Origin of the sequence: Thermoactinomyces sp. FSL K6-2592, from assembly GCF_038006465.1 — a bacterium.
Lineage (GTDB): Bacteria > Bacillota > Bacilli > Thermoactinomycetales > Thermoactinomycetaceae > Thermoactinomyces > Thermoactinomyces vulgaris.
The window spans coordinates 541,473-559,296 of sequence record NZ_JBBOVH010000001.1; the positions used below are offsets into that span (position 1 = coordinate 541,473).

At 48.2% G+C, this 17,824-nt stretch carries 18 protein-coding genes and 1 pseudogene; 14 read left to right on the forward strand and 5 right to left on the reverse strand.

From position 1 onward, the window contains the following. Positions 1 to 37 precede the first annotated feature (37 nt). Together NYE37_RS02805 and NYE37_RS02810 are read right to left on the reverse strand one after the other, a co-directional pair. Complete coding sequence (locus tag NYE37_RS02805) at positions 38 to 424, reverse strand: DUF2512 family protein (protein ID WP_340711749.1); 387 nt, start codon at positions 422 to 424, stop codon at positions 38 to 40. A gap of 66 nt (positions 425 to 490) precedes the next feature. Continuing rightward, the gene (locus NYE37_RS02810; RefSeq protein WP_198050862.1) at positions 491 to 1,270 is read right to left on the reverse strand and encodes an alpha/beta fold hydrolase; all 780 of its coding nucleotides are present in this window, start codon (positions 1,268 to 1,270) and stop codon (positions 491 to 493) included. Positions 1,271 to 1,537: 267 nt separating this feature from the next. Here NYE37_RS02810 and NYE37_RS02815 point away from each other — a divergent pair, with 267 nt between their 5' ends. Both NYE37_RS02815 and NYE37_RS02820 read left to right on the forward strand, forming a co-directional pair. Further along, positions 1,538 to 1,876 (forward strand): hypothetical protein, encoded by a 339-nt coding sequence (locus NYE37_RS02815; RefSeq protein WP_037993096.1) that lies wholly within the window; start codon positions 1,538 to 1,540, stop codon positions 1,874 to 1,876. A 91-nt stretch (positions 1,877 to 1,967) separates the two neighbouring features. Continuing rightward, entirely contained in the window at positions 1,968 to 2,234 is a 267-nt protein-coding gene (locus NYE37_RS02820; RefSeq protein WP_037993094.1) for a Sec-independent protein translocase subunit TatA/TatB, read from the forward strand. A gap of 34 nt (positions 2,235 to 2,268) precedes the next feature. On the opposite strand, the gene NYE37_RS02825 is transcribed toward NYE37_RS02820, so the two are convergent. After that, on the reverse strand, positions 2,269 to 2,466 hold the full coding sequence (locus NYE37_RS02825; protein WP_198050861.1) for a YbdD/YjiX family protein: 198 nt from the start codon (positions 2,464 to 2,466) through the stop codon (positions 2,269 to 2,271). A 6-nt stretch (positions 2,467 to 2,472) separates the two neighbouring features. Continuing rightward, entirely contained in the window at positions 2,473 to 4,605 is a 2,133-nt protein-coding gene (locus NYE37_RS02830; RefSeq protein ID WP_082813549.1) for a carbon starvation CstA family protein, read from the reverse strand. Between the two features lie 235 nt (positions 4,606 to 4,840). Between NYE37_RS02830 and gatC the strand changes: the two genes are divergently transcribed. The 5 genes from gatC to NYE37_RS02855 are packed head-to-tail and all read left to right on the forward strand — an operon-like array spanning position 4,841 to position 9,179. Further along, on the forward strand, positions 4,841 to 5,131 hold the full coding sequence (gatC, locus tag NYE37_RS02835; protein ID WP_037993091.1) for an Asp-tRNA(Asn)/Glu-tRNA(Gln) amidotransferase subunit GatC: 291 nt from the start codon (positions 4,841 to 4,843) through the stop codon (positions 5,129 to 5,131). A gap of 11 nt (positions 5,132 to 5,142) precedes the next feature. After that, positions 5,143 to 6,609: an Asp-tRNA(Asn)/Glu-tRNA(Gln) amidotransferase subunit GatA gene (gene gatA / locus NYE37_RS02840; protein WP_340711750.1), complete on the forward strand. Its 1,467-nt coding sequence runs from the start codon at positions 5,143 to 5,145 to the stop codon at positions 6,607 to 6,609. After that, on the forward strand, positions 6,606 to 8,045 hold the full coding sequence (gene gatB, locus NYE37_RS02845) for an Asp-tRNA(Asn)/Glu-tRNA(Gln) amidotransferase subunit GatB (RefSeq protein WP_037993087.1): 1,440 nt from the start codon (positions 6,606 to 6,608) through the stop codon (positions 8,043 to 8,045). The genes gatA and gatB overlap by 4 nt, the downstream gene beginning before the upstream one ends. A gap of 49 nt (positions 8,046 to 8,094) precedes the next feature. Next, positions 8,095 to 8,406 (forward strand): hypothetical protein, encoded by a 312-nt coding sequence (locus NYE37_RS02850; RefSeq protein WP_037993086.1) that lies wholly within the window; start codon positions 8,095 to 8,097, stop codon positions 8,404 to 8,406. 11 nt (positions 8,407 to 8,417) lie between these two features. Next, positions 8,418 to 9,179 carry a sirohydrochlorin chelatase gene (locus NYE37_RS02855; RefSeq protein ID WP_198050859.1) on the forward strand — a complete coding sequence of 254 codons (762 nt, stop codon included), beginning with the start codon at positions 8,418 to 8,420 and terminating at the stop codon, positions 9,177 to 9,179. Positions 9,180 to 9,199: 20 nt separating this feature from the next. Here the strand turns inward: NYE37_RS02855 and NYE37_RS02860 are convergent, their stop codons facing one another. After that, a complete protein-coding gene (locus NYE37_RS02860; RefSeq protein WP_037993084.1) occupies positions 9,200 to 9,451 on the reverse strand; it encodes a YkuS family protein in 252 nt (83 codons plus the stop codon). An 85-nt stretch (positions 9,452 to 9,536) separates the two neighbouring features. Between NYE37_RS02860 and NYE37_RS02865 the strand changes: the two genes are divergently transcribed. From NYE37_RS02865 to NYE37_RS02895, 7 genes and pseudogenes are all read left to right on the forward strand, one after another. After that, positions 9,537 to 10,634: a HupE/UreJ family protein gene (locus NYE37_RS02865; protein ID WP_340711751.1), complete on the forward strand. Its 1,098-nt coding sequence runs from the start codon at positions 9,537 to 9,539 to the stop codon at positions 10,632 to 10,634. 79 nt (positions 10,635 to 10,713) lie between these two features. Further along, positions 10,714 to 12,132: an NADP-dependent phosphogluconate dehydrogenase gene (gene gndA, locus NYE37_RS02870; protein ID WP_340711752.1), complete on the forward strand. Its 1,419-nt coding sequence runs from the start codon at positions 10,714 to 10,716 to the stop codon at positions 12,130 to 12,132. Between the two features lie 113 nt (positions 12,133 to 12,245). Then, the gene (locus NYE37_RS02875) at positions 12,246 to 13,547 is read left to right on the forward strand and encodes an NCS2 family permease (RefSeq protein ID WP_037993081.1); all 1,302 of its coding nucleotides are present in this window, start codon (positions 12,246 to 12,248) and stop codon (positions 13,545 to 13,547) included. 168 nt (positions 13,548 to 13,715) lie between these two features. Next, on the forward strand, positions 13,716 to 14,600 hold the full coding sequence (locus NYE37_RS02880) for a diacylglycerol kinase (protein ID WP_037993079.1): 885 nt from the start codon (positions 13,716 to 13,718) through the stop codon (positions 14,598 to 14,600). 50 nt (positions 14,601 to 14,650) lie between these two features. Continuing rightward, the gene (gene rlmD, locus NYE37_RS02885; protein ID WP_340711753.1) at positions 14,651 to 16,024 is read left to right on the forward strand and encodes a 23S rRNA (uracil(1939)-C(5))-methyltransferase RlmD; all 1,374 of its coding nucleotides are present in this window, start codon (positions 14,651 to 14,653) and stop codon (positions 16,022 to 16,024) included. Between the two features lie 415 nt (positions 16,025 to 16,439). Then, a pseudogene (locus NYE37_RS02890) lies at positions 16,440 to 16,556 on the forward strand (IS1595 family transposase); the annotation flags it as partial. 113 nt (positions 16,557 to 16,669) lie between these two features. Further along, positions 16,670 to 17,554 (forward strand): alpha/beta hydrolase, encoded by an 885-nt coding sequence (locus tag NYE37_RS02895; protein ID WP_037993075.1) that lies wholly within the window; start codon positions 16,670 to 16,672, stop codon positions 17,552 to 17,554. Positions 17,555 to 17,824: the final 270 nt, after the last annotated feature.

Below are 17,824 nucleotides of genomic sequence, written 5' to 3' on the forward strand. Positions count from 1 at the left end.
CATGTGTGAAGAAGAAAAGGGGAACGAAAGGGAAGGGTTAAAAAACCTCTTTTTTGCCTAGAAATTTAAAAAACCAGCGATGGTAAAACCATTCGATGACGGCATAGAGGATCCCGGCGGTCAAGGAAATTTGAAAAAGCGGCACTTGGTTGATTTTAAAGTTTTTGGTGCCGATATCCATATCAAAAAAGTAAGTCCCGATGAACCAAACAATGAGAAAACTTAACAAGGCATCCGACAGAGTGGTGAACATATTCCCCATTTTCGGCAGCAAAAAGAAATCCCCCAGATATCCGGCCAATGCAAGAACAATGCTGACAAACAGAATCGATTTATAATCAATGTCGTAAATCAATCCCAACGTAAGGTAGAGAAGAAAAGTGACATAGATAAACTTGATGATCAGATGGTAAGTATGATTCAACGCGCAAGCTCCTTTCCGGTTTTTTGTTATTATTTCACCGCCATAAACGCCTATGCATGCGATGGATCAATCGGTGGTTTCATACAGCGCCAGCCACGCGCGGATGGCTTGATTGAGTTGCCGTGCAGCTCGGGTGATTAAGTGATGCGGCTTGTGGTTCAGCGGAAAATGAGTGGAATTGGGCAGGTTTTTGGTGAGAACTTCGGTATATTTGCGGAACCGGTCATTCCGGGTTCCCGAGAAAACCAAAACAGGTGCCTGAATGCCCGGCAGGAGCTTGGTGCCGTTAAATGTTTGGCTGTATTGAAAGTATTGCTTGATGTTTTCCGGGTTTCCCACGCGGGCTGCGGCATGGAGATAAGAAAACATTTTGCGGCTGCCGGCGTTGGCCATGCAAATGCTCCGTGACAAAAACGGAAAGCCGATGCGGTTGCACAAAGCCACAGCCAGATCCAATTCCGCTTGGATGATCGGATCGGATATTTCTGAAAGCGCACTGATTAAGATTCCGCCCAAAAATCGTTCGGGGTGGCGATGCAAGGCGTTTAACGCCACGCTTCCACCTGTGGAATACCCGGCCAGATAAGCTTTTTCGATTTGCAAGTGATCCATCAGGCGGCAAAGATCCTGGATGATTAACGGATAGGTCACCGGCTGGCGCGACGGGCCGCTGAATCCATGGCCGCGAACGTCAAAAAGGATCAGTTGATAACGGTGTTTCAAATCTTCTTTCTGATATCGGAAGACGCGGCTGGTGATCAGCGGAGGATGGATAAAAATGATGGCAGGGCCGTTTCCTTCCGATTCGTAGTAAAGCCGGGTTCCGCCGCAATCCAAAAAGGGCATTTTTTTTCGCCTCCTTCGCTTGTTGGCTTTATTTTGGCAAGAAGCTGGAAAAAGTATGAGAAAAATGCCCGCAATGGTGGCAGGATTTTGGGGGCGCCGGAGGGAAGATTAAGCAAAACCGGGTTTGCTTGTACAAGCCGGGAATGAAAGAAAACCGCAATTTTGATATTTTTGTCAAAATATCGACAAATTGCAGGGATATTTTTGGCAAAAATTTCTATATAATGGAAGAAACAAAAGCAGAGTCAGAGATGGAGCTGATCGGCGATGGAAGAATTGCAATCTTTGTTGCATGCGGTGATGGAACGGATTGACATGCAGTCTGCAAGCATTGAACAGATCAAAACGGATATCTCGGATTTAAAAAAGAATTTGAACAAGGTGGAGCAAAAAGTCGACCGGATCGAATCGCACGTCAACGGAATGAAACAAATGGTGGGAATGATCAAAGAGGAACTTTCCTCTATCGACCGCTCAAAGGAGAGGCTGGATCAGGTTCTGATTGAGGAAGAAAATTGGCAGGAACAGATCACACAGGCTTTGGCCTTATGTTCCAAAGAAAAGAAGAATCAGCTTAAAAACATCATTGATCAGCATGTAGGGTAAGCCCGGACACGTTGTTTGGGTTTTTCTTTGTTTTGAATCGGTGTTATAATGGATACGATCTGAAGTGTCCCTTGATAAAGGAGGAAGCAAAGTGAGCATCAATGGTGTGGAATGGCTGCTGATATTTGTGGTGGCACTCATTTTGTTTGGTCCGAAGAAACTGCCGGAATTGGGACGAGCCCTTGGGAAATCGCTTCGAGAATTTAAAAAGGCCACCAGCGGGGTTTTAAGCGAAGAAGATTCGGGACAAGGAGCAGAGGCCAAGCCGGATGCACCCAAAGCGGAAAATGCCAAGACCGAAAATCCGAAGGCGGAAACCCAAACCGTGAAAGACGAAACAAAAACACCCAGCCTCTAAAGACCAGAGGTGGGTGTTTTTTTGCTGTTTCCGTTCAGCAACAGCGGCGGATGTCGCCGCTTCCGTATCGTTCATCGATGGCCTGGCGGTAAAATTCGGCTCTTGTCATCGGGGTTTGGTCCGGATGATGTTTTTTAAGGTGCTCAAGATATCGGTTGTAATTGGGGACACCGGCCATTTCATTTAAATAAAAAGCAATGGCCCGGCAGGATTTTTTGATCCATTTCACCATTCAAATTCACCCCTTCACGGTTTTGGGTTGATGCGGAACATACGGCGCTTCTTTTGCCGACAGGGGTTCGTGTTTGACCAGCACCTTGTACCAGATGCGGGCCGCATCCACAATAATCACAAGCACAAAAGCAATGAACAAGAAGGTTAAGACGGCATCAATCTGATTGTTCAAAACGATGCGTTTCATTTCTTCAATCGATTGCGCCGGACCCAGCAACTGGTTGTTGGCAATCGCTCCGGAATATTTGTTGGCCGCCGCGATAAATCCGATCGAAGGATCGGAATGGAACAACTTTTGCCATCCCGCTGTCATGGTGACGATGGTCAGCCATCCCAGCGGAATGAACGTTACCCAGGAGTAGGCGGCTTTTCCCATCTTGATCAAAATAGTGGTGCCGACAACCAGCGCAACGACCGCGAGCATTTGGTTGGCGATCCCAAACAGGGGCCATAACGTGTTAATGCCGCCCAACGGGTCGATGACGCCCTGGTATAAAAAGTATCCCCAGCCGGCAACGACCAGTGCGCTCGCCAGGATGTTTGCCGGATAAAACTTGGTGTCTCCCAGTTTCGGGACAACCCTTCCCATCAAGTCTTGCAAAATGAAGCGGCCCACTCGGGTACCGGCATCAATGGTGGTCAGAATGAACACGGCTTCAAACAAAATGGCAAAATGATACCAGAATGCCATCAACGATTGACCGCCGATCACTTCAGAAAAGATGACGGACATTCCGACGGCAAGGGTCGGAGCTCCGCCGGTGCGGGAAAGAATGGTGCTTTCACCGACCGATTCAGCCAGTTGCGACAAATCCTGTGGCGTTACGGTGAATCCCATCTCCGTCACGGCCCGGGCTGCCGAAATGACGTCATTTCCGATCACCGAAGCCGGACTGTTCATGGCAAAGTACACACCGGGGGTCAGGATGCATGCCGCGACCAATGCCATGATGGCGACGAAAGATTCGGTCAGCATTCCTCCGTATCCAATCATGGTGGCATGGGATTCCCGGGCGATCATTTTGGGAGTGGTGCCGGATGAAACCAAAGCGTGAAATCCGGAAATGGCACCACAAGCGATGGTGATAAAGACAAACGGGAACAAATCGCCGGAGAACACGGGACCGGTTCCGTCAATAAATTGGGTTAAGGCCGGCATTTGAAGATCCGGCAAGACAATGAGAATGCCGACAGCCAGTCCGAAAATGACCCCCACTTTCAAAAAGGTGCTTAAATAATCGCGTGGAGCGAGCAAAAGCCAAACCGGAAGAACCGAAGCGACAAAGCCGTAAATAATCATCATCCAGGCGATGGTGGTGCCTTCAAACGTGAAGTGGGAAGACAGGGCTGGATGAGCGGATACATATTGTCCCCCGTAAATGGACAAGAGCAACAAGGCAAACCCGATGATGGAGGCTTCCAGCACTCTCCCCGGCCGCAGATAGCGCATGTAAATGCCCATAAATATGGCGATGGGGATCGTCATCACAATGGTGAACATTCCCCACGGGCTGTGTGCGAGCGCTTGTACAACCACCAATGCCAAAACCGCCAGCAAAATAATCATAATTCCCAAAATGGCGATGGCAGCCGTGAATCCGCCGACCGGGCCGATTTCTTCGCGTGCCATGTCACCGAGCGACTTTCCGTTTCGCCGCATGGAGCCGAACAAAATGATAAAATCTTGCACGGCCCCGCCAAGCACCACGCCGACGATGATCCAAATCGTTCCCGGCAAATACCCCATTTGTGCCGCCAAAATGGGACCGACAAGGGGACCGGCGCCGGCAATGGCCGCAAAATGGTGGCCGAACAACACCCATTTGTTGGTGGGAACATAATCTTTGCCGTCGTTATGAATTTCTGCCGGAGTTTTCCGATTGTCATCCAATTCGAAAATTTTCCGCGCGATAAAACGGCTGTAAAAACGGTAAGCAACCGCATAGGTGCAGACGGCGGCGATAATCAGCCAAAATGAGTTCACCGATTCGCCGCGGTTTAAGGCCAAAACGGCCAAACCGGCGGCGCCTAATACGGATATTCCTCCCCATATGAGAATGGACAATAGTCGATTTTTCACTTTCAACCCTCCTGCTGATGAGAATTCGTCCGAACCGGTTGAATGGCGTTGCTTCATCGAATTCATCAAAATATTTATTGAATTTTATCATTATTATACTGGAGATTTTTCATGATTTCGACAAAAATATTTCCGGTTTTCGTCAAAAAATAAGGTCTCGGTTCCCACGGACCTGTATTTAAAAGGACGGAGCCAAAGAAAAACTAATGAAATTTACGGTTTTATGCTATACTGTGAGAAGTTAAAGTGGAAGAATAATAAGGCACGCGATTGTTTAGCGGAGGTGAACGAGATGGCGATTTCCAAAGAAGAGGTTTATAAAGTGGCTGAACTGGCCCGTTTGAAATTAAGTGAAGAGGAAGCGGAGCGGTTTACCAGCCAGTTAAATGATATTTTGGAGTTTGCCAATAAATTGAACGAATTGGACACAGATCATGTGGAACCGACCAGCCATGTTTTACCGATGATCAATGTGATGCGGGAAGATGAAGTGCGTCCGTCCCTGGACCGGGAAAAAGTATTGAAAAATGCACCGGAACATCAAGACGGAATGTTTCGTGTGCCGGCAGTTTTTGAAGAGTAAGGGGGAGAACGATGTCGCTGTTTAATGAATCCATAACGAGCATACATAAACGCTTGGCAGATCGTGAAATTTCGGCCACAGACCTGGTGAATGAATCCTTGCGGCGCATTGAAGAAGTCGACGGACAAGTGAAAGCTTTTGTTCACGTGGATGCGGAAGGCGCCCGAAAGCGTGCGGAGGAGTTGGACAAGAAGCTTGCAAACGCTTCGGAAAAAGGTCTGCTCGCCGCTTTACCGGCAGGCATCAAGGACAATATTTGCACCGAAGGCATGACCACGACGTGTGCCAGCCAGCTTTTGTCCAATTACCAGCCGATCTATAACGCCACGGTGATGGATAAATTGGAACAGGCCGAAGCGGTGACGGTGGGAAAAATGAACATGGACGAATTTGCGATGGGTTCCTCCACGGAAAACTCCTCTCTCCACTTGACCCGCAATCCGTGGGATCTAAACCGGGTACCCGGAGGATCCAGCGGAGGTTCGGCCGCAGCGGTGGCCGCCCGCGAAGTCTATTTCTCACTGGGATCGGATACCGGCGGATCGATCCGCCAACCGGCAGCATATTGCGGCGTGGTTGGCATGAAGCCGACCTACGGGCGTGTTTCCCGTTATGGTTTGGTGGCTTTTGCCTCTTCGTTGGATCAAATCGGGCCGTTGACGAAAAACGTGGAAGACACCGCTTATGTCTTGCAAGCCATTTCCGGTCACGATCCTCATGACACCACCTCGGCCCCGGTAGAAGTGCCGGACTATCTGTCCGCTTTGACCGGAGAGATCAAAGGCATGAAGGTGGCCGTGGCCAAAGAAATGTTGGGAGAAGGTATTGATCCTTTCGTACGTGAAACGGTTCAAAAAGCGATTGACCAGCTGGAAAAAATGGGCGCACATGTGGAGGAAGTTTCCCTTCCCCATATGGAATATGCGGTAGCGGCCTACTACATCATTGCCCCGGCGGAAGCCTCTTCCAACCTGGCCCGCTTTGACGGCGTGCGGTACGGGGTTCGCAAAACCGGGAAAAACTTGTTGGATCTTTATCTGGAATCGCGCAGTCAGGGCTTCGGTCCCGAAGTGAAACGGCGGATCATGCTCGGAACTTATGCCCTCAGCTCCGGTTATTATGATGCTTACTACAAAAAGGCACAAAAAGTGAGAACATTGATCCGTCAGGATTTCGAGAACGTATTCAAGCAATTTGACGTGATTGTCGGACCGACCACGCCGACAACGGCCTTTAAAATCGGCGAACAGGCGGACGATCCGCTGACCATGTATATGAACGATATTTTGACCATTCCGGTCAATCTGGCAGGATTGCCGGCCATTAGTGTTCCGTGCGGTCTGGCAGACGGCATGCCGGTTGGTTTGCAGATCATTGGCCAGCCTTTTGCCGAATCGACGGTATTGCGCGTGGCTCATGCCTATGAACAACAAACTGAGTCATTGCCGGCTCCGATGGTGGGAGGGAACGCAGAATGAGTAAATATGAAACAGTCATCGGTTTGGAAGTTCACGTCGAACTGTCCACGAAATCCAAAATCTTTTGCGGTTGTTCGACTGAGTTCGGAGCTCCCCCCAACACGAATACCTGTCCGGTTTGCCTGGGGCATCCCGGCGTGCTTCCGGTATTGAACAAACAAGCAGTGAATTTCGCGATGAAAGCCGCCATGGCCCTGAATTGTGAGATTGCCGAATACAGCAAGTTTGACAGGAAAAACTATTTTTATCCGGACAGCCCGAAAGCTTACCAAATCTCTCAATATGATCAACCGATCGGCCAAAACGGATGGATTGAAATCGAAGTTGACGGAAAAAAGAAACGCATCGGAATCACGCGCTTGCATCTGGAAGAAGACGCCGGAAAGCTCAATCACAGCGATAACGGCGACGGTTCCCTGGTTGATTTCAACCGTGTGGGCGTGCCGCTGATTGAGATTGTATCCGAACCCGATCTCCGTTCACCGGCCGAAGCCCGGGCTTACTTGGAAAAATTAAAAACGATCATCCAGTACACGGGTGTATCCGATGTCCGGATGGAAGAAGGTTCGTTGCGTTGCGATGCCAATATCAGTTTGCGTCCGGTCGGCCAAAAAGAATTCGGCACCAAGACGGAAATGAAAAACTTAAACTCGTTCAAAAACGTGGAAAAAGCGCTGGAATATGAACAAAAACGGCAACAGGAAATTTTGGACCGCGGCGAAAAAGTGGTGCAACAAACCTTGCGCTGGCTGGAACAGGAAAACCGGACGAAAACCATGCGCAGCAAAGAGGAAGCGCACGATTACCGTTACTTCCCCGAACCGGATCTGGTTACGCTTCATATTGACGAAGCTTGGAAAGAAGAAATCCGCGCAAGCATCCCTGAATTGCCGGATCAGCGAAAAGAACGGTACCAAAAAGAGTTCGGGCTCAGTGATTATGATGCGGGAATTTTGACCAGCTCCAAAGCCGTTGCCGATTTTTATGAAGAGACAGTGACGAAAAAAGCGGATCCGAAACTGGCTTCCAACTGGATTATCACTGAACTGTTGGGATACCTGAACCGGGAAGGCATTGAAATCGAAGCCATCCGGATGACACCGGCTCATTTGGCTGAAATGATCTTATTGATCCAAAAAGGAACCATCAGCAGCAAAATCGCGAAAAAAGTGTTCAAGGAAATGCTGGATACCGGAAAAGACCCCGGCACCATCGTGAAAGAAAAAGGATGGGTCCAAATCAGTGACGAAGGGAAGCTGAAAGAGGAAGTCGCAAAAGTGATTGCCGCCAACCCGCAATCCGTTGAGGACTTTAAAAACGGAAAAGACCGGGCGCTTGGTTTCCTGGTTGGTCAGGTGATGAAAGCAACCCGGGGCCAAGCCAATCCGAAATTGGTGAATGAGTTGATCTTAAAACAAATTCAATCGTCCAATTAAAAAGCTCGCCTTTCGGCGGGCTTCTTTCTAATCAGAAGGAGGCTTGGTTGTGCTGCTTTTTCATCTTGTGATTATTGCGCTTCTGTTGGGGGCGGGGGTTTATTTTTTATTTTTGGTGCCGGCTCCTTATGAAGCGGTTACTTTTTTGATTTTTGCGTTGTACTTTTTGTTGACTTATTATGAACGGACGGCCCGGGCGTTTCCCAAACCGGTTTATTGGGTGACGGTTTTTTTGCTGGCTTTAAACGGAGTGGCTCAGGTCTTTTTTTATGCGGAAGGCCTGATGAATGGGATGATCAGCTTCTTTTTTGCTCTTTTGACATTTAAATCCATGCAGAAAGTGGCAGATCATTCAAAATAAGGGGATGTGTGATGGCGGAAAAAATCGGGGTGCTGGTGATTGCTCATGGTTCCAGAAGCAAACAGTGGGTCCGGTTGGTTGATGATGCCGCAAAACAGGTAAAAACGGACCATCCGCTTACGGTCGGTTTTTTGGAACTGGTGAAAGGGCGGAAGATTCAAGACGGAATTGATGCATTGGAAGCCCAAGGGGTAAACCGGATTTTCGCCATCCCTTTGTTTGCTTCTTCCGGCAGCAAACATATTGAAGAAATCCGGTTTATGTTGGGGCTGACCGGCCGTCTTCCGGCCGCATCCGATGCCGCACCGTTGAACGTGCATGCCAAAGTGGCGATGAGTCCCGCGATGGACGACCATCCGTACATTGCGGAAATGTTGGCCAAAAGAATCCAAGCTCTTATCCGGAAACCGGAGGAAGAGGCGGTTTTGCTGGTGGGACACGGAAATGGATTGCCTGGTTTCAAAGAGAAGTGGGAAGCCGGAGTGAACGGATTGGTGAAGCAGCTGCGGCGAAAGTTTCCTTTGGCCTGTATCACCTCTGCCTCCCTTTCATCGGACGAATTGCGAAAACGGGCTGATGCTTTGAGTCAGAAATACCGGGTGTTGGTTTTGCCTTTGTTTTTAAGCGAGGGGTACTTCACTGACCAACTGATTCCCTCCCGTTTGGAAGGATTGAAGGTGGAATACCTCAGGTCGGCATACTTGCCGGATCCGGGGGTTTCCCATTGGATGGAGGCCATGGTGGAGGACCTGAAGAAAAAGACCAAGTCATAACAGATGACTTGGTCTTTTCTTTAAGATCCGGCAATTTGTTCAATCCTCCGGCAAACTTCTTCCGGGGTCAGGCCGCTTGCGCTGATGACCGGACAGTTTTCCACTTGGTCTTGCATGCCCATTAAATTCTGATCTTGTCCGGATATGACAATTGCGGCATAATTACCTTGATTTTGCAGTGATTCCGCTTGATATTCCTCCACTTGGAAACCTCTTTGGCTCAAGTAATCACGGACGGGCGATAATCCGGCTTCCACTGCAACGCGTTTCATGATTTAATCCCTCCTGTTTCTTGGTACGTTGTTAGTTTGATGGAAATGGCCCGGAATTATACGAAATGATGTGGGAGGAGAGAGGATGGAGAAAATCCGTTATTGGGGATGGATGGGATTTTTATTGTGGATGATCGTTTTTTTGCCTTTGTTGCCGGCAGAGGCCCATCCGTTGCATCTGGTGTCTACGGATCTTTCGGTCGAAGGCAATCAAATTCATGTCTCGATGCTGATCAATGAGCCCCTGTTGGAACAGGTGGCGGGGAAGCAGCTGGTGCTGAAGGAAAATAAAGTGCGTGAAGAACAGGAGAATCAAATCGAAAGCTATATAAAAACACGGTTTGTTGCAAAAAATAATAACCGTCCGATGCCATTCACATTGAAAGAAATCACCCGGCCGGAACCGGGGCACTACAGGGTGGAGGGAGTGTTTGTTTCCACGGAACCGGTTGGCAAAGTGGATTTGTCCTATCAAATGTTTTTTGAATTCAACAAAAGCCAACACCAAAACGTGGTCAAGATCCATAACGGGGATCAGGAAGGGCATTATGTTTTTCATGATGACAACCGGCATCTGACTTTTTCCAAACAAACGGATTTGTCGGTTTGGCTGACGGCCAAAGAGTTTGTTTATATGGGAATGACACACATTTGGTTTGGGTTTGATCACTTGGCTTTTTTGGCGGGTCTTCTGGTGGTCGCGGGAAACGCGAAAAACTTGTTGAAGGTGATTACTTGTTTCACCGTTGCCCATTCCATCACGTTGATTTTGGCCGTCATGGACATTATTGCAGCCCCCTCCAAGTGGGTGGAAGTGCTGATTGCACTGACCATTGTTTATGTTGCAGTGGAGAATTTCTTTTTCCGGACATACCCTCATCGACTGACGGTGACGTTTTTCTTCGGATTGATTCACGGTCTCGGGTTTGCCGGTTCGCTGGCCGATATCCACTTGCCCAAAACCAATTTTCTCACCGCCCTTTTTTCGTTTAATGCGGGGATTGAAATCGGGCAATTGCTGGTGGTTTCCCTTGTGTTCCCGTTGCTCCGGCGGATCCGCATGCAAAACGGGGCGCTTGAGCGCCGGGCCATCCGGTGGGTTTCGGCGGTGATGGCGGTGTTGGGAATTTTGTGGATGGTGGAGCGGGCTTTTGAGATTCAGATTCCGTTTTTCCCGATTTGAAGAAGAATGAATTTGTTTTTGTTATAATTAATTATTAAAGATGAACAATACTTTACATTTATAGAAGGATGTGTCGTTCATGGCAAAAAGTCATATCGGAGTAATCGGACTGGCAGTGATGGGCAAAAATCTGGCTTTGAATATGGAAAGCAAAGGTTATACCGTATCTGTCTTCAACCGTTCTCCGGAGCGGACGAAAAAGCTGACCGAAAAACACAGCGATTTGAATATCGTTGGTACATATACCATGGAAGAATTTGTTCAGTCTCTTCAAAGGCCGCGCCGGATCATGTTGATGGTCAAAGCCGGCCAACCGACGGATGACATGATTCAACAACTGAAAAAATACCTGGAACCCGGCGATATCGTGATTGACGGCGGCAATGCCTTTTACGAGGACACCATTCGCCGCAGCAAAGAATTGGAAGCCACCGGGATTCATTTTATCGGGGCCGGGGTGTCCGGAGGGGAAGAAGGAGCTCTGCACGGACCGGCCATTATGCCGGGAGGATCCAAAGAAGCCTATGAGAAGGTCCAACATATTTTGACCGACATTTCCGCCAAAGTAAACGGCGATCCCTGCTGCACCTATATTGGCCCGGACGGAGCCGGACATTATGTAAAAATGGTTCACAACGGCATCGAATACGGCGACATGCAATTGATCAGCGAAGCTTATCATTTGTTGAAACATCTGTTAAACATGAATGCCGAGGAATTGCATGAGGTCTTTAAAGAATGGAACCAAGGCGAGTTGAACAGTTACCTGATCGAAATCACGGCAGACATCTTTACCAAAGTCGATAAGGAAACCGGACAGCCGTTGGTTGAATTGATCCTGGATACCGCCGGGCAAAAAGGAACCGGAAAGTGGACGAGCCAAAGCTCCTTGGATCTCGGCGTCCCGCTCTCCATTATCACCCAGTCGGTTTATTCCCGCTTTTTGTCGGCCATGAAAGAAGAGCGGGTTAAAGCCAGCCAGGTCTTAAAAGGGCCGAAAACCGGCTGCCATACGGTGATCGAGGACCGGGAAGCATTGATCGAATCGATCCGCAAAGCCCTTTATGCCAGCAAGATCTGTTCGTATGCCCAAGGATTTGCCCAAATGAAAGCTGCATCCGATGCATTTGGCTGGGATTTAAAACCCGGGGAAATCGCGATGATTTTCCGTGGCGGATGCATTATCCGTGCCCAATTCCTGCAAAATATCAAAGAGGCATATGACCGGGATCCGAACTTGAGCAACTTGCTTTTGGACCCCTACTTTAAAGGGATTGTGGAAGAGTATCAGCAAGCTTGGCGGGAAGTGGTGGCAACGGCGGTGTTAAACGGCATTCCGGTGCCGGCTTTTGCCAGTGCCATCAACTACTATGACAGTTACCGCTCTGAGAAATTGCCGGCCAACCTGTTGCAAGCCCAGCGCGATTATTTTGGAGCTCATACTTACCGGCGCATTGACCGGGAAGGCGTGTTCCATACGGAGTGGACAAAAGAATAATTTGGAGACCCCGGGATATCATTTCCGGGGTTTTTTTCTTGCATTTTATACATAAAACGAATAATATATATCTGTGCTTCTAATAATATTCGTTTTTTCGGGGGAGTTCATCCATGTTTCAATTGGAAAAACACGGATCTTCCGTTAAAAAAGAAATCATTGCAGGAATGACCACCTTTTTCACCATGTCTTATATTATGGTGGTGAACCCGATTATTTTGGCGGATGCCGGGGTTCCCTTTTCGTTGAGTTTCTTTGCCACCATCATTGCGACGGTGGTTGGAACGCTGGTCATGGGATTGTTCGCAAATTACCCGATTGCCATTGCTCCGGCGATGGGTTTAAATGCATATTTTGCCTATTCCGTGGTGAAAGCCCATCAAGGATTGGGATATGAAGAAGCGTTCGCGGCGGTCTTTGTCGCGGGGATTCTCTTTGTTCTGATTTCGTTGACGCCGCTTCGGACCAAGCTGATTGAAGTGATCCCTTCCAATTTGAAAAGCGCGATCACCGCAGGCATTGGATTGTTTATTGCTTTCATCGGTTTGCGAATGTCGGGATTGATTCAAGACCATCCCTCCAATTTGGTGGCGCTTGGCAATCTTCATTCTGCTTCGGCGCTGCTTACGCTGGCCGGATTGGCGATCACACTGGCTTGTATGGCCTTGAATCTTAATGGCGCTTTATTTATCGGGATGATCGGGACGGGAATCATTGCTTATTTGACGGGACAGCTTTCTTTTGACAGCGGCATTGTGTCGGCTCCCGAGATTCCAAACCGGCTCGTGGTGGACAATCCGGTTCATGCGTTTCAAATCGTGTTTGATTACGGTTTGTATGCAGTGGTCTTTTCCTTTTTGCTGGTCACTTTGTTTGACACCACCGGCACTGTCTTGGGGGTTGCCAAACAAGCCGGATTGATGAAGGAGGGAGTGCTTCCCCGGGGGGAAAGGACCCTGCTGGCCGATTCGGTCGCAACCTTGACGGGCTCCGTTTTTGGAACCAGTCCGACTTCGGCCTATATTGAATCGTCTTCCGGTGTGGCTTCTGGCGGGAGAACCGGGTTGACAGCCGTGGTGGTGGCCGTGTTGTTTGCCCTTTCCGCCTTTTTCAGCCCGTTGGTTCAATCCGTGTCCGGGATTGCGGCCATCACGGCCCCGGCTTTGATTGTGGTCGGCGCCCTGATGATGAGCCATGTCAGCCATATCCAATGGAACGAGATCGATGAGGCATTCCCGGCATTTATGGTGATTTTGAGCATGCCGCTGACGTCAAGCATCGCCACGGGAATTGCGCTGGGCTTTCTCACCTATCCGCTGATGAAAATCTTCCGCGGCAAGTGGAGAGAAGTTCACTGGCTGGTGTATCTCTTTGCTGTCCTGTTCTTTTTCCAACTGGTTTATCTGCCCCATTGACCCGGACATTGACAGGCTTGTGGGAATTTCCCGCAAGCCTTTTTCTATAACGAAATATTCACTTTGAAGTGGGCAGGGGTGTTGGGTAAACTAGTAACTAGGTGTTTGTTCCAACGGAATAAGGAAAAATGACGGCAATTTTTTTGAAAGTCCAAAGGAGCTGGCTCTATGAAACGGGCACGACTGATATATAATCCCACAGCCGGAAGGGAAATGATAGCCAGGAAGTTGCCGCAGTTGATCGCGGTATTGGAACAGGCCGGATATGAAACCTCCTGCCATGCCACCACGGGACGGGGTTATGCCACCCGGGAAGCCCGCATTGCCGCAAAACGGGGAGAGGACGTGGTGATTGCCGCCGGCGGGGACGGGACGATTCATGAAGTGGTCAACGGGTTGGCGGAGTTTCCAAACCCTCCCGCACTCGGCATTTTGCCCGGAGGAACCACAAATGATCTGGCCCGGGCTTTAAAACTTCCCCGGGATTTGGAAGAAGCTTGCAAAGTAATTGCCAAAGGAAACACCGTCGATGTGGATGTCGGTGTGTTTGGAGATAAATATTTCATCAATGTGGCGGCAGCCGGCCGGTTGACGGAAGTCACCTATGAGGCGCCCAGCCGTTTAAAGTCCATGGTGGGGCCGTTGGCTTATTACGCCAAAGCGATCGAAAAGCTGGGGAGCCTTCATCATCCTTTCCCGGTCGAGCTTCAAACGCCCCGTGGGAAATGGAAGTCGGAAATCTGGCTGATCATCATTGCCAACAGCGTCTCTGTCGGGGGATTTGAACGGCTCGCTCCCGAAGCCAGTCTGAATGACGGTTTGTTTGATGTGCTCATCATTCCCAAAGCCAATATCCCCGACTTGTTGCACTTGGCTGCCCTGGCCCGTAAAGGGGAACATATCCGGGATTCGAGAATCATTTATTTCCAAACGGATGAGCTCGAGATCAACACCCCGATTTCCCTGAAATTAAATTTGGACGGGGAGTGGGGAGGGGAGCTTTCCGGTAAGGTGAAAATGCTGCCGCGCCACTTGCAGATCTTTTGTCCATAGTCGCCGTTCATCCGGGTTGATGAACGTTTTTTTATGAAGGAGTTGTTCGGATGAAGAAAGCAAATCCGCCGGTAAAAACAGGCGATGTGATTGAAATGGAAATCACCGGCTTGTCCCATGACGGAGCCGGTGTCGGGAAATACCAGGGATTCACCATCTTTGTTCCGCAAACGGTTCCGGATGAGAAAGTCCGCGTCCGCGTTCAAGTGGTGAAAAAAACATACGGGAAGGGCGAGGCGATCCAAGTGTTGAAAAGCCATCCCCGCCGGACGGAGCCCCCTTGCCCGATTTACCATGAATGCGGGGGATGCCAGATCCAACATTTGCAATATCCTGCCCAACTGGAGTATAAACGGCAACAGGTGGCGGATCATTTTGAGCGGATCGGCGGCATGCAGGTGCCGGTTCTCCCCGTGTTGGGCATGGAAGACCCATGGCGGTACCGCAATAAAGCCCAGGTTCCTTTGGGATGGGAGGACGGGAAAGTGAAAGCCGGTTTTTATGCGGCCGGATCGCACCGGATCGTGGATATGGAGGCCTGCCTCATCCAGCATGAAGCCAATGATCAAGCTGTCCGGAAAGTCAAAGAACTGGCCCGGGAACTGAAAACCCCCGTTTATGACGAAACCAAACACCAGGGATGCTTGCGGCATGTGATGGTTCGCACCGGTTTTCACACCGGGGAAATGATGATTGTGCTGGTGACGAACGGCAAAAAACTGCCGCATCGTGACAAATGGGTGGAGGCGTTGCGAAAAGAGTTTCCCGCGCTCAAGTCATTGATCCAAAACATCAATTCCAAACGGACCAATGTGGTCTTGGGTCCGGAAAATGAAGTGTTGTGGGGCCGGGATGTCATTTGCGACCGGATCGGGGAAGTGACCTTTGCCATTTCGCCGCATTCCTTTTTCCAGGTCAATCCCGTGCAGACCCAAGTGCTGTATGATCAAGTGGCCCGGTATGCCGACCTGACCGGCCATGAAGTCGTGATCGATGCTTATTGCGGAATCGGAACCATTGCCTTGTACCTGGCGCAAAACGCCAAGCGGGTGTACGGGGTGGAGATTGTCCCCGCCGCTGTCCGGGATGCAAAAAGAAATGCGAAAATTAACGGCATGGATCATGTCACGTTTGAAACGGGAGCCGCGGAAGAAGTGTTGCCCCGATGGTACAAAGAAGGGATGCGCCCGGATGTCGTGGTGGTCGATCCGCCGCGAAAAGGCTGTGACCGGGTGCTGCTCGATACCCTCGTTTCCATGCAGCCTGAGCGGCTCGTCTATGTTTCCTGCAATTCATCCACGTTGGCCCGTGATGCAAAATACCTCGCAGAATGCGGGTACCGGGTGCAGGAAGTGCAACCGGTGGACATGTTTCCGCAGACCGGGCACATAGAAAATGTTGCAATGTTGAAATTAGAAAATTAACCAGAATAAAAAGATGTGAAGAAATAGGCCTTAACCTGTCCTTGGGGGGGTCTATTTCTTTTAATATAGTGTCATTAGAGCAATAATTTCATTGACTCAAGCCGTAAATATCTTTTTATATTTGATAATTTGCCATATACCCATTACAAATTACAATAACTGTGCCTCCAGAAGGAGTCGAAACGGTCTGACTTTGTTCAGGGAGTTTCTGCTTTTGGCAGCGACTCAAAAAAATACATTCGTATTTTTCTGCGGTGTCATGCTCCGTAGCATATTCAAAGTCCTGCGGGAACAACACGATCCTAAAGACCTGAGCAAACGCGCTTGCGCGTTAACCTATACCCTTTGACAAAGGGTCGATATTTATATTAAAATTAAGAATATAAAGTTTATTTATTATATATTTTTTTAAGGGAATAAAATGAATTCATATGTTAAGTTTTCAAATATAAACGGAAATAAATTAGTACAGTTGAAAACAGGAAAGAGCAAGAATGGCATTTATAATATCCAGTATATTAACAACTACCACAGATTACATTGAGGTCTGAAAAATGCAGTCAAATTCCAAGAGGCCAGCAATTCGTTCGTCTCATGGATTCAGATAAATCAGAATTTATTGAATGATATTGAAAGGAGGTAATTATGGGAAATTCATTTCAGCGGGAAGATGTTGACTTTTATTCCAAGGGAACAAGATGCAGTGCATGGTTGTATTTACCAGCAAGCGATAAAAAATGCCCCATAATTGTAATGGCTCACGGATTGGGTGGAACTCGTGAAATGCGTTTATATGAATACGCTGAAAGATTTGCAGAAGCAGGATACGCTTGCTTTTTATTTGACTATCGTAACTTTGGGGCAAGTGACGGCAATAAAAGACAACTGATAAATGTAAAAATGCAGCTCGAAGATTGGAATAATGCCATCGAATATGTCAAAAAAGACAATCGCATTGATGGAGAGAATCTTTTGCTCTTTGGCACTTCATTCAGCGGTGGGCATGTAATATGGCTGTCGGCACACAGAAATGATATTAAAGCAACAGTAGCACAATGTCCATATACGGATACCATGGCCACCGTAAAAATGGTATCCCTGCCTTATATCCTGAAAAAAGTACCTTTTGTTATTGCTGACTTATTATCCTGTATAAGAGGATATCATCCCGTCATGCTGAAACTCTCCACATACAAGGGAGAAAATGCGTTTATGGAAGCCGATGAGGAAACCACAAAGAGATTTATTGGAGATGCAGAATTTAGAAATGAAGCACCAGCAAGAACATTACTTGAATTTGTCAAGTATTCTCCCGGCAAATATTTCAGCAAAATCAACAATCCGATTTATGTTGCGGTTTGTTCAAAAGATTCATTGGCTCCTGCAGAAAAAACCATACAACTTGCAGGAAACACGAAATACTCAACTTGTAAACAGTATGATTGCGGACACTTTGATATTTATTTAAATCCGTATTTTGAAGAAGCTATCAATGATTATATCAACTTTTATAATGAGATATTATTGTAAAACAAGACAGATCTGATTTTCGTATATGTCAGAACTAAGTTAAATGCGCAAATCCCGGTTTGTAGAGGAAATAACGTCTCCTTTACAATTACACAAAAGATCAACCATATTTAGTAACAGAGCCTTTTTATTTTACATACTTTTCAAATCTCCATTGAGCTAAGGTATCATAAATTTCTTTTGTTTCTTTTATTGGTTCACCTCCACAATCGGATCCGTAACATAAAAGGTATTGAAAAGAAGTGATAATGCACCACTTCATCTCATTTT

What these genes read in the sequence shown, in the direction of transcription:
- NYE37_RS02810 (WP_198050862.1), bottom strand. Translation starts at nt 1,270, where the DNA reads ATGCCCTTTTTGGATTGCGGCGGAACCCGGCTTTACTACGAATCGGAA.
- gndA (WP_340711752.1), top strand. Translation starts at nt 10,714, where the DNA reads ATGGCAAAAAGTCATATCGGAGTAATCGGACTGGCAGTGATGGGCAAA.
- gatA (WP_340711750.1), top strand. Translation starts at nt 5,143, where the DNA reads ATGTCGCTGTTTAATGAATCCATAACGAGCATACATAAACGCTTGGCA.
- gatB (WP_037993087.1), top strand. Translation starts at nt 6,606, where the DNA reads ATGAGTAAATATGAAACAGTCATCGGTTTGGAAGTTCACGTCGAACTG.
- NYE37_RS02895 (WP_037993075.1), top strand. Translation starts at nt 16,670, where the DNA reads ATGGGAAATTCATTTCAGCGGGAAGATGTTGACTTTTATTCCAAGGGA.
- NYE37_RS02860 (WP_037993084.1), bottom strand. Translation starts at nt 9,451, where the DNA reads ATGAAACGCGTTGCAGTGGAAGCCGGATTATCGCCCGTCCGTGATTAC.
- NYE37_RS02880 (WP_037993079.1), top strand. Translation starts at nt 13,716, where the DNA reads ATGAAACGGGCACGACTGATATATAATCCCACAGCCGGAAGGGAAATG.
- NYE37_RS02830 (WP_082813549.1), bottom strand. Translation starts at nt 4,605, where the DNA reads ATGAAGCAACGCCATTCAACCGGTTCGGACGAATTCTCATCAGCAGGA.
- NYE37_RS02825 (WP_198050861.1), bottom strand. Translation starts at nt 2,466, where the DNA reads ATGGTGAAATGGATCAAAAAATCCTGCCGGGCCATTGCTTTTTATTTA.
- NYE37_RS02855 (WP_198050859.1), top strand. Translation starts at nt 8,418, where the DNA reads ATGGCGGAAAAAATCGGGGTGCTGGTGATTGCTCATGGTTCCAGAAGC.
- rlmD (WP_340711753.1), top strand. Translation starts at nt 14,651, where the DNA reads ATGAAGAAAGCAAATCCGCCGGTAAAAACAGGCGATGTGATTGAAATG.
- NYE37_RS02865 (WP_340711751.1), top strand. Translation starts at nt 9,537, where the DNA reads ATGGAGAAAATCCGTTATTGGGGATGGATGGGATTTTTATTGTGGATG.
- NYE37_RS02875 (WP_037993081.1), top strand. Translation starts at nt 12,246, where the DNA reads ATGTTTCAATTGGAAAAACACGGATCTTCCGTTAAAAAAGAAATCATT.
- NYE37_RS02815 (WP_037993096.1), top strand. Translation starts at nt 1,538, where the DNA reads ATGGAAGAATTGCAATCTTTGTTGCATGCGGTGATGGAACGGATTGAC.
- gatC (WP_037993091.1), top strand. Translation starts at nt 4,841, where the DNA reads ATGGCGATTTCCAAAGAAGAGGTTTATAAAGTGGCTGAACTGGCCCGT.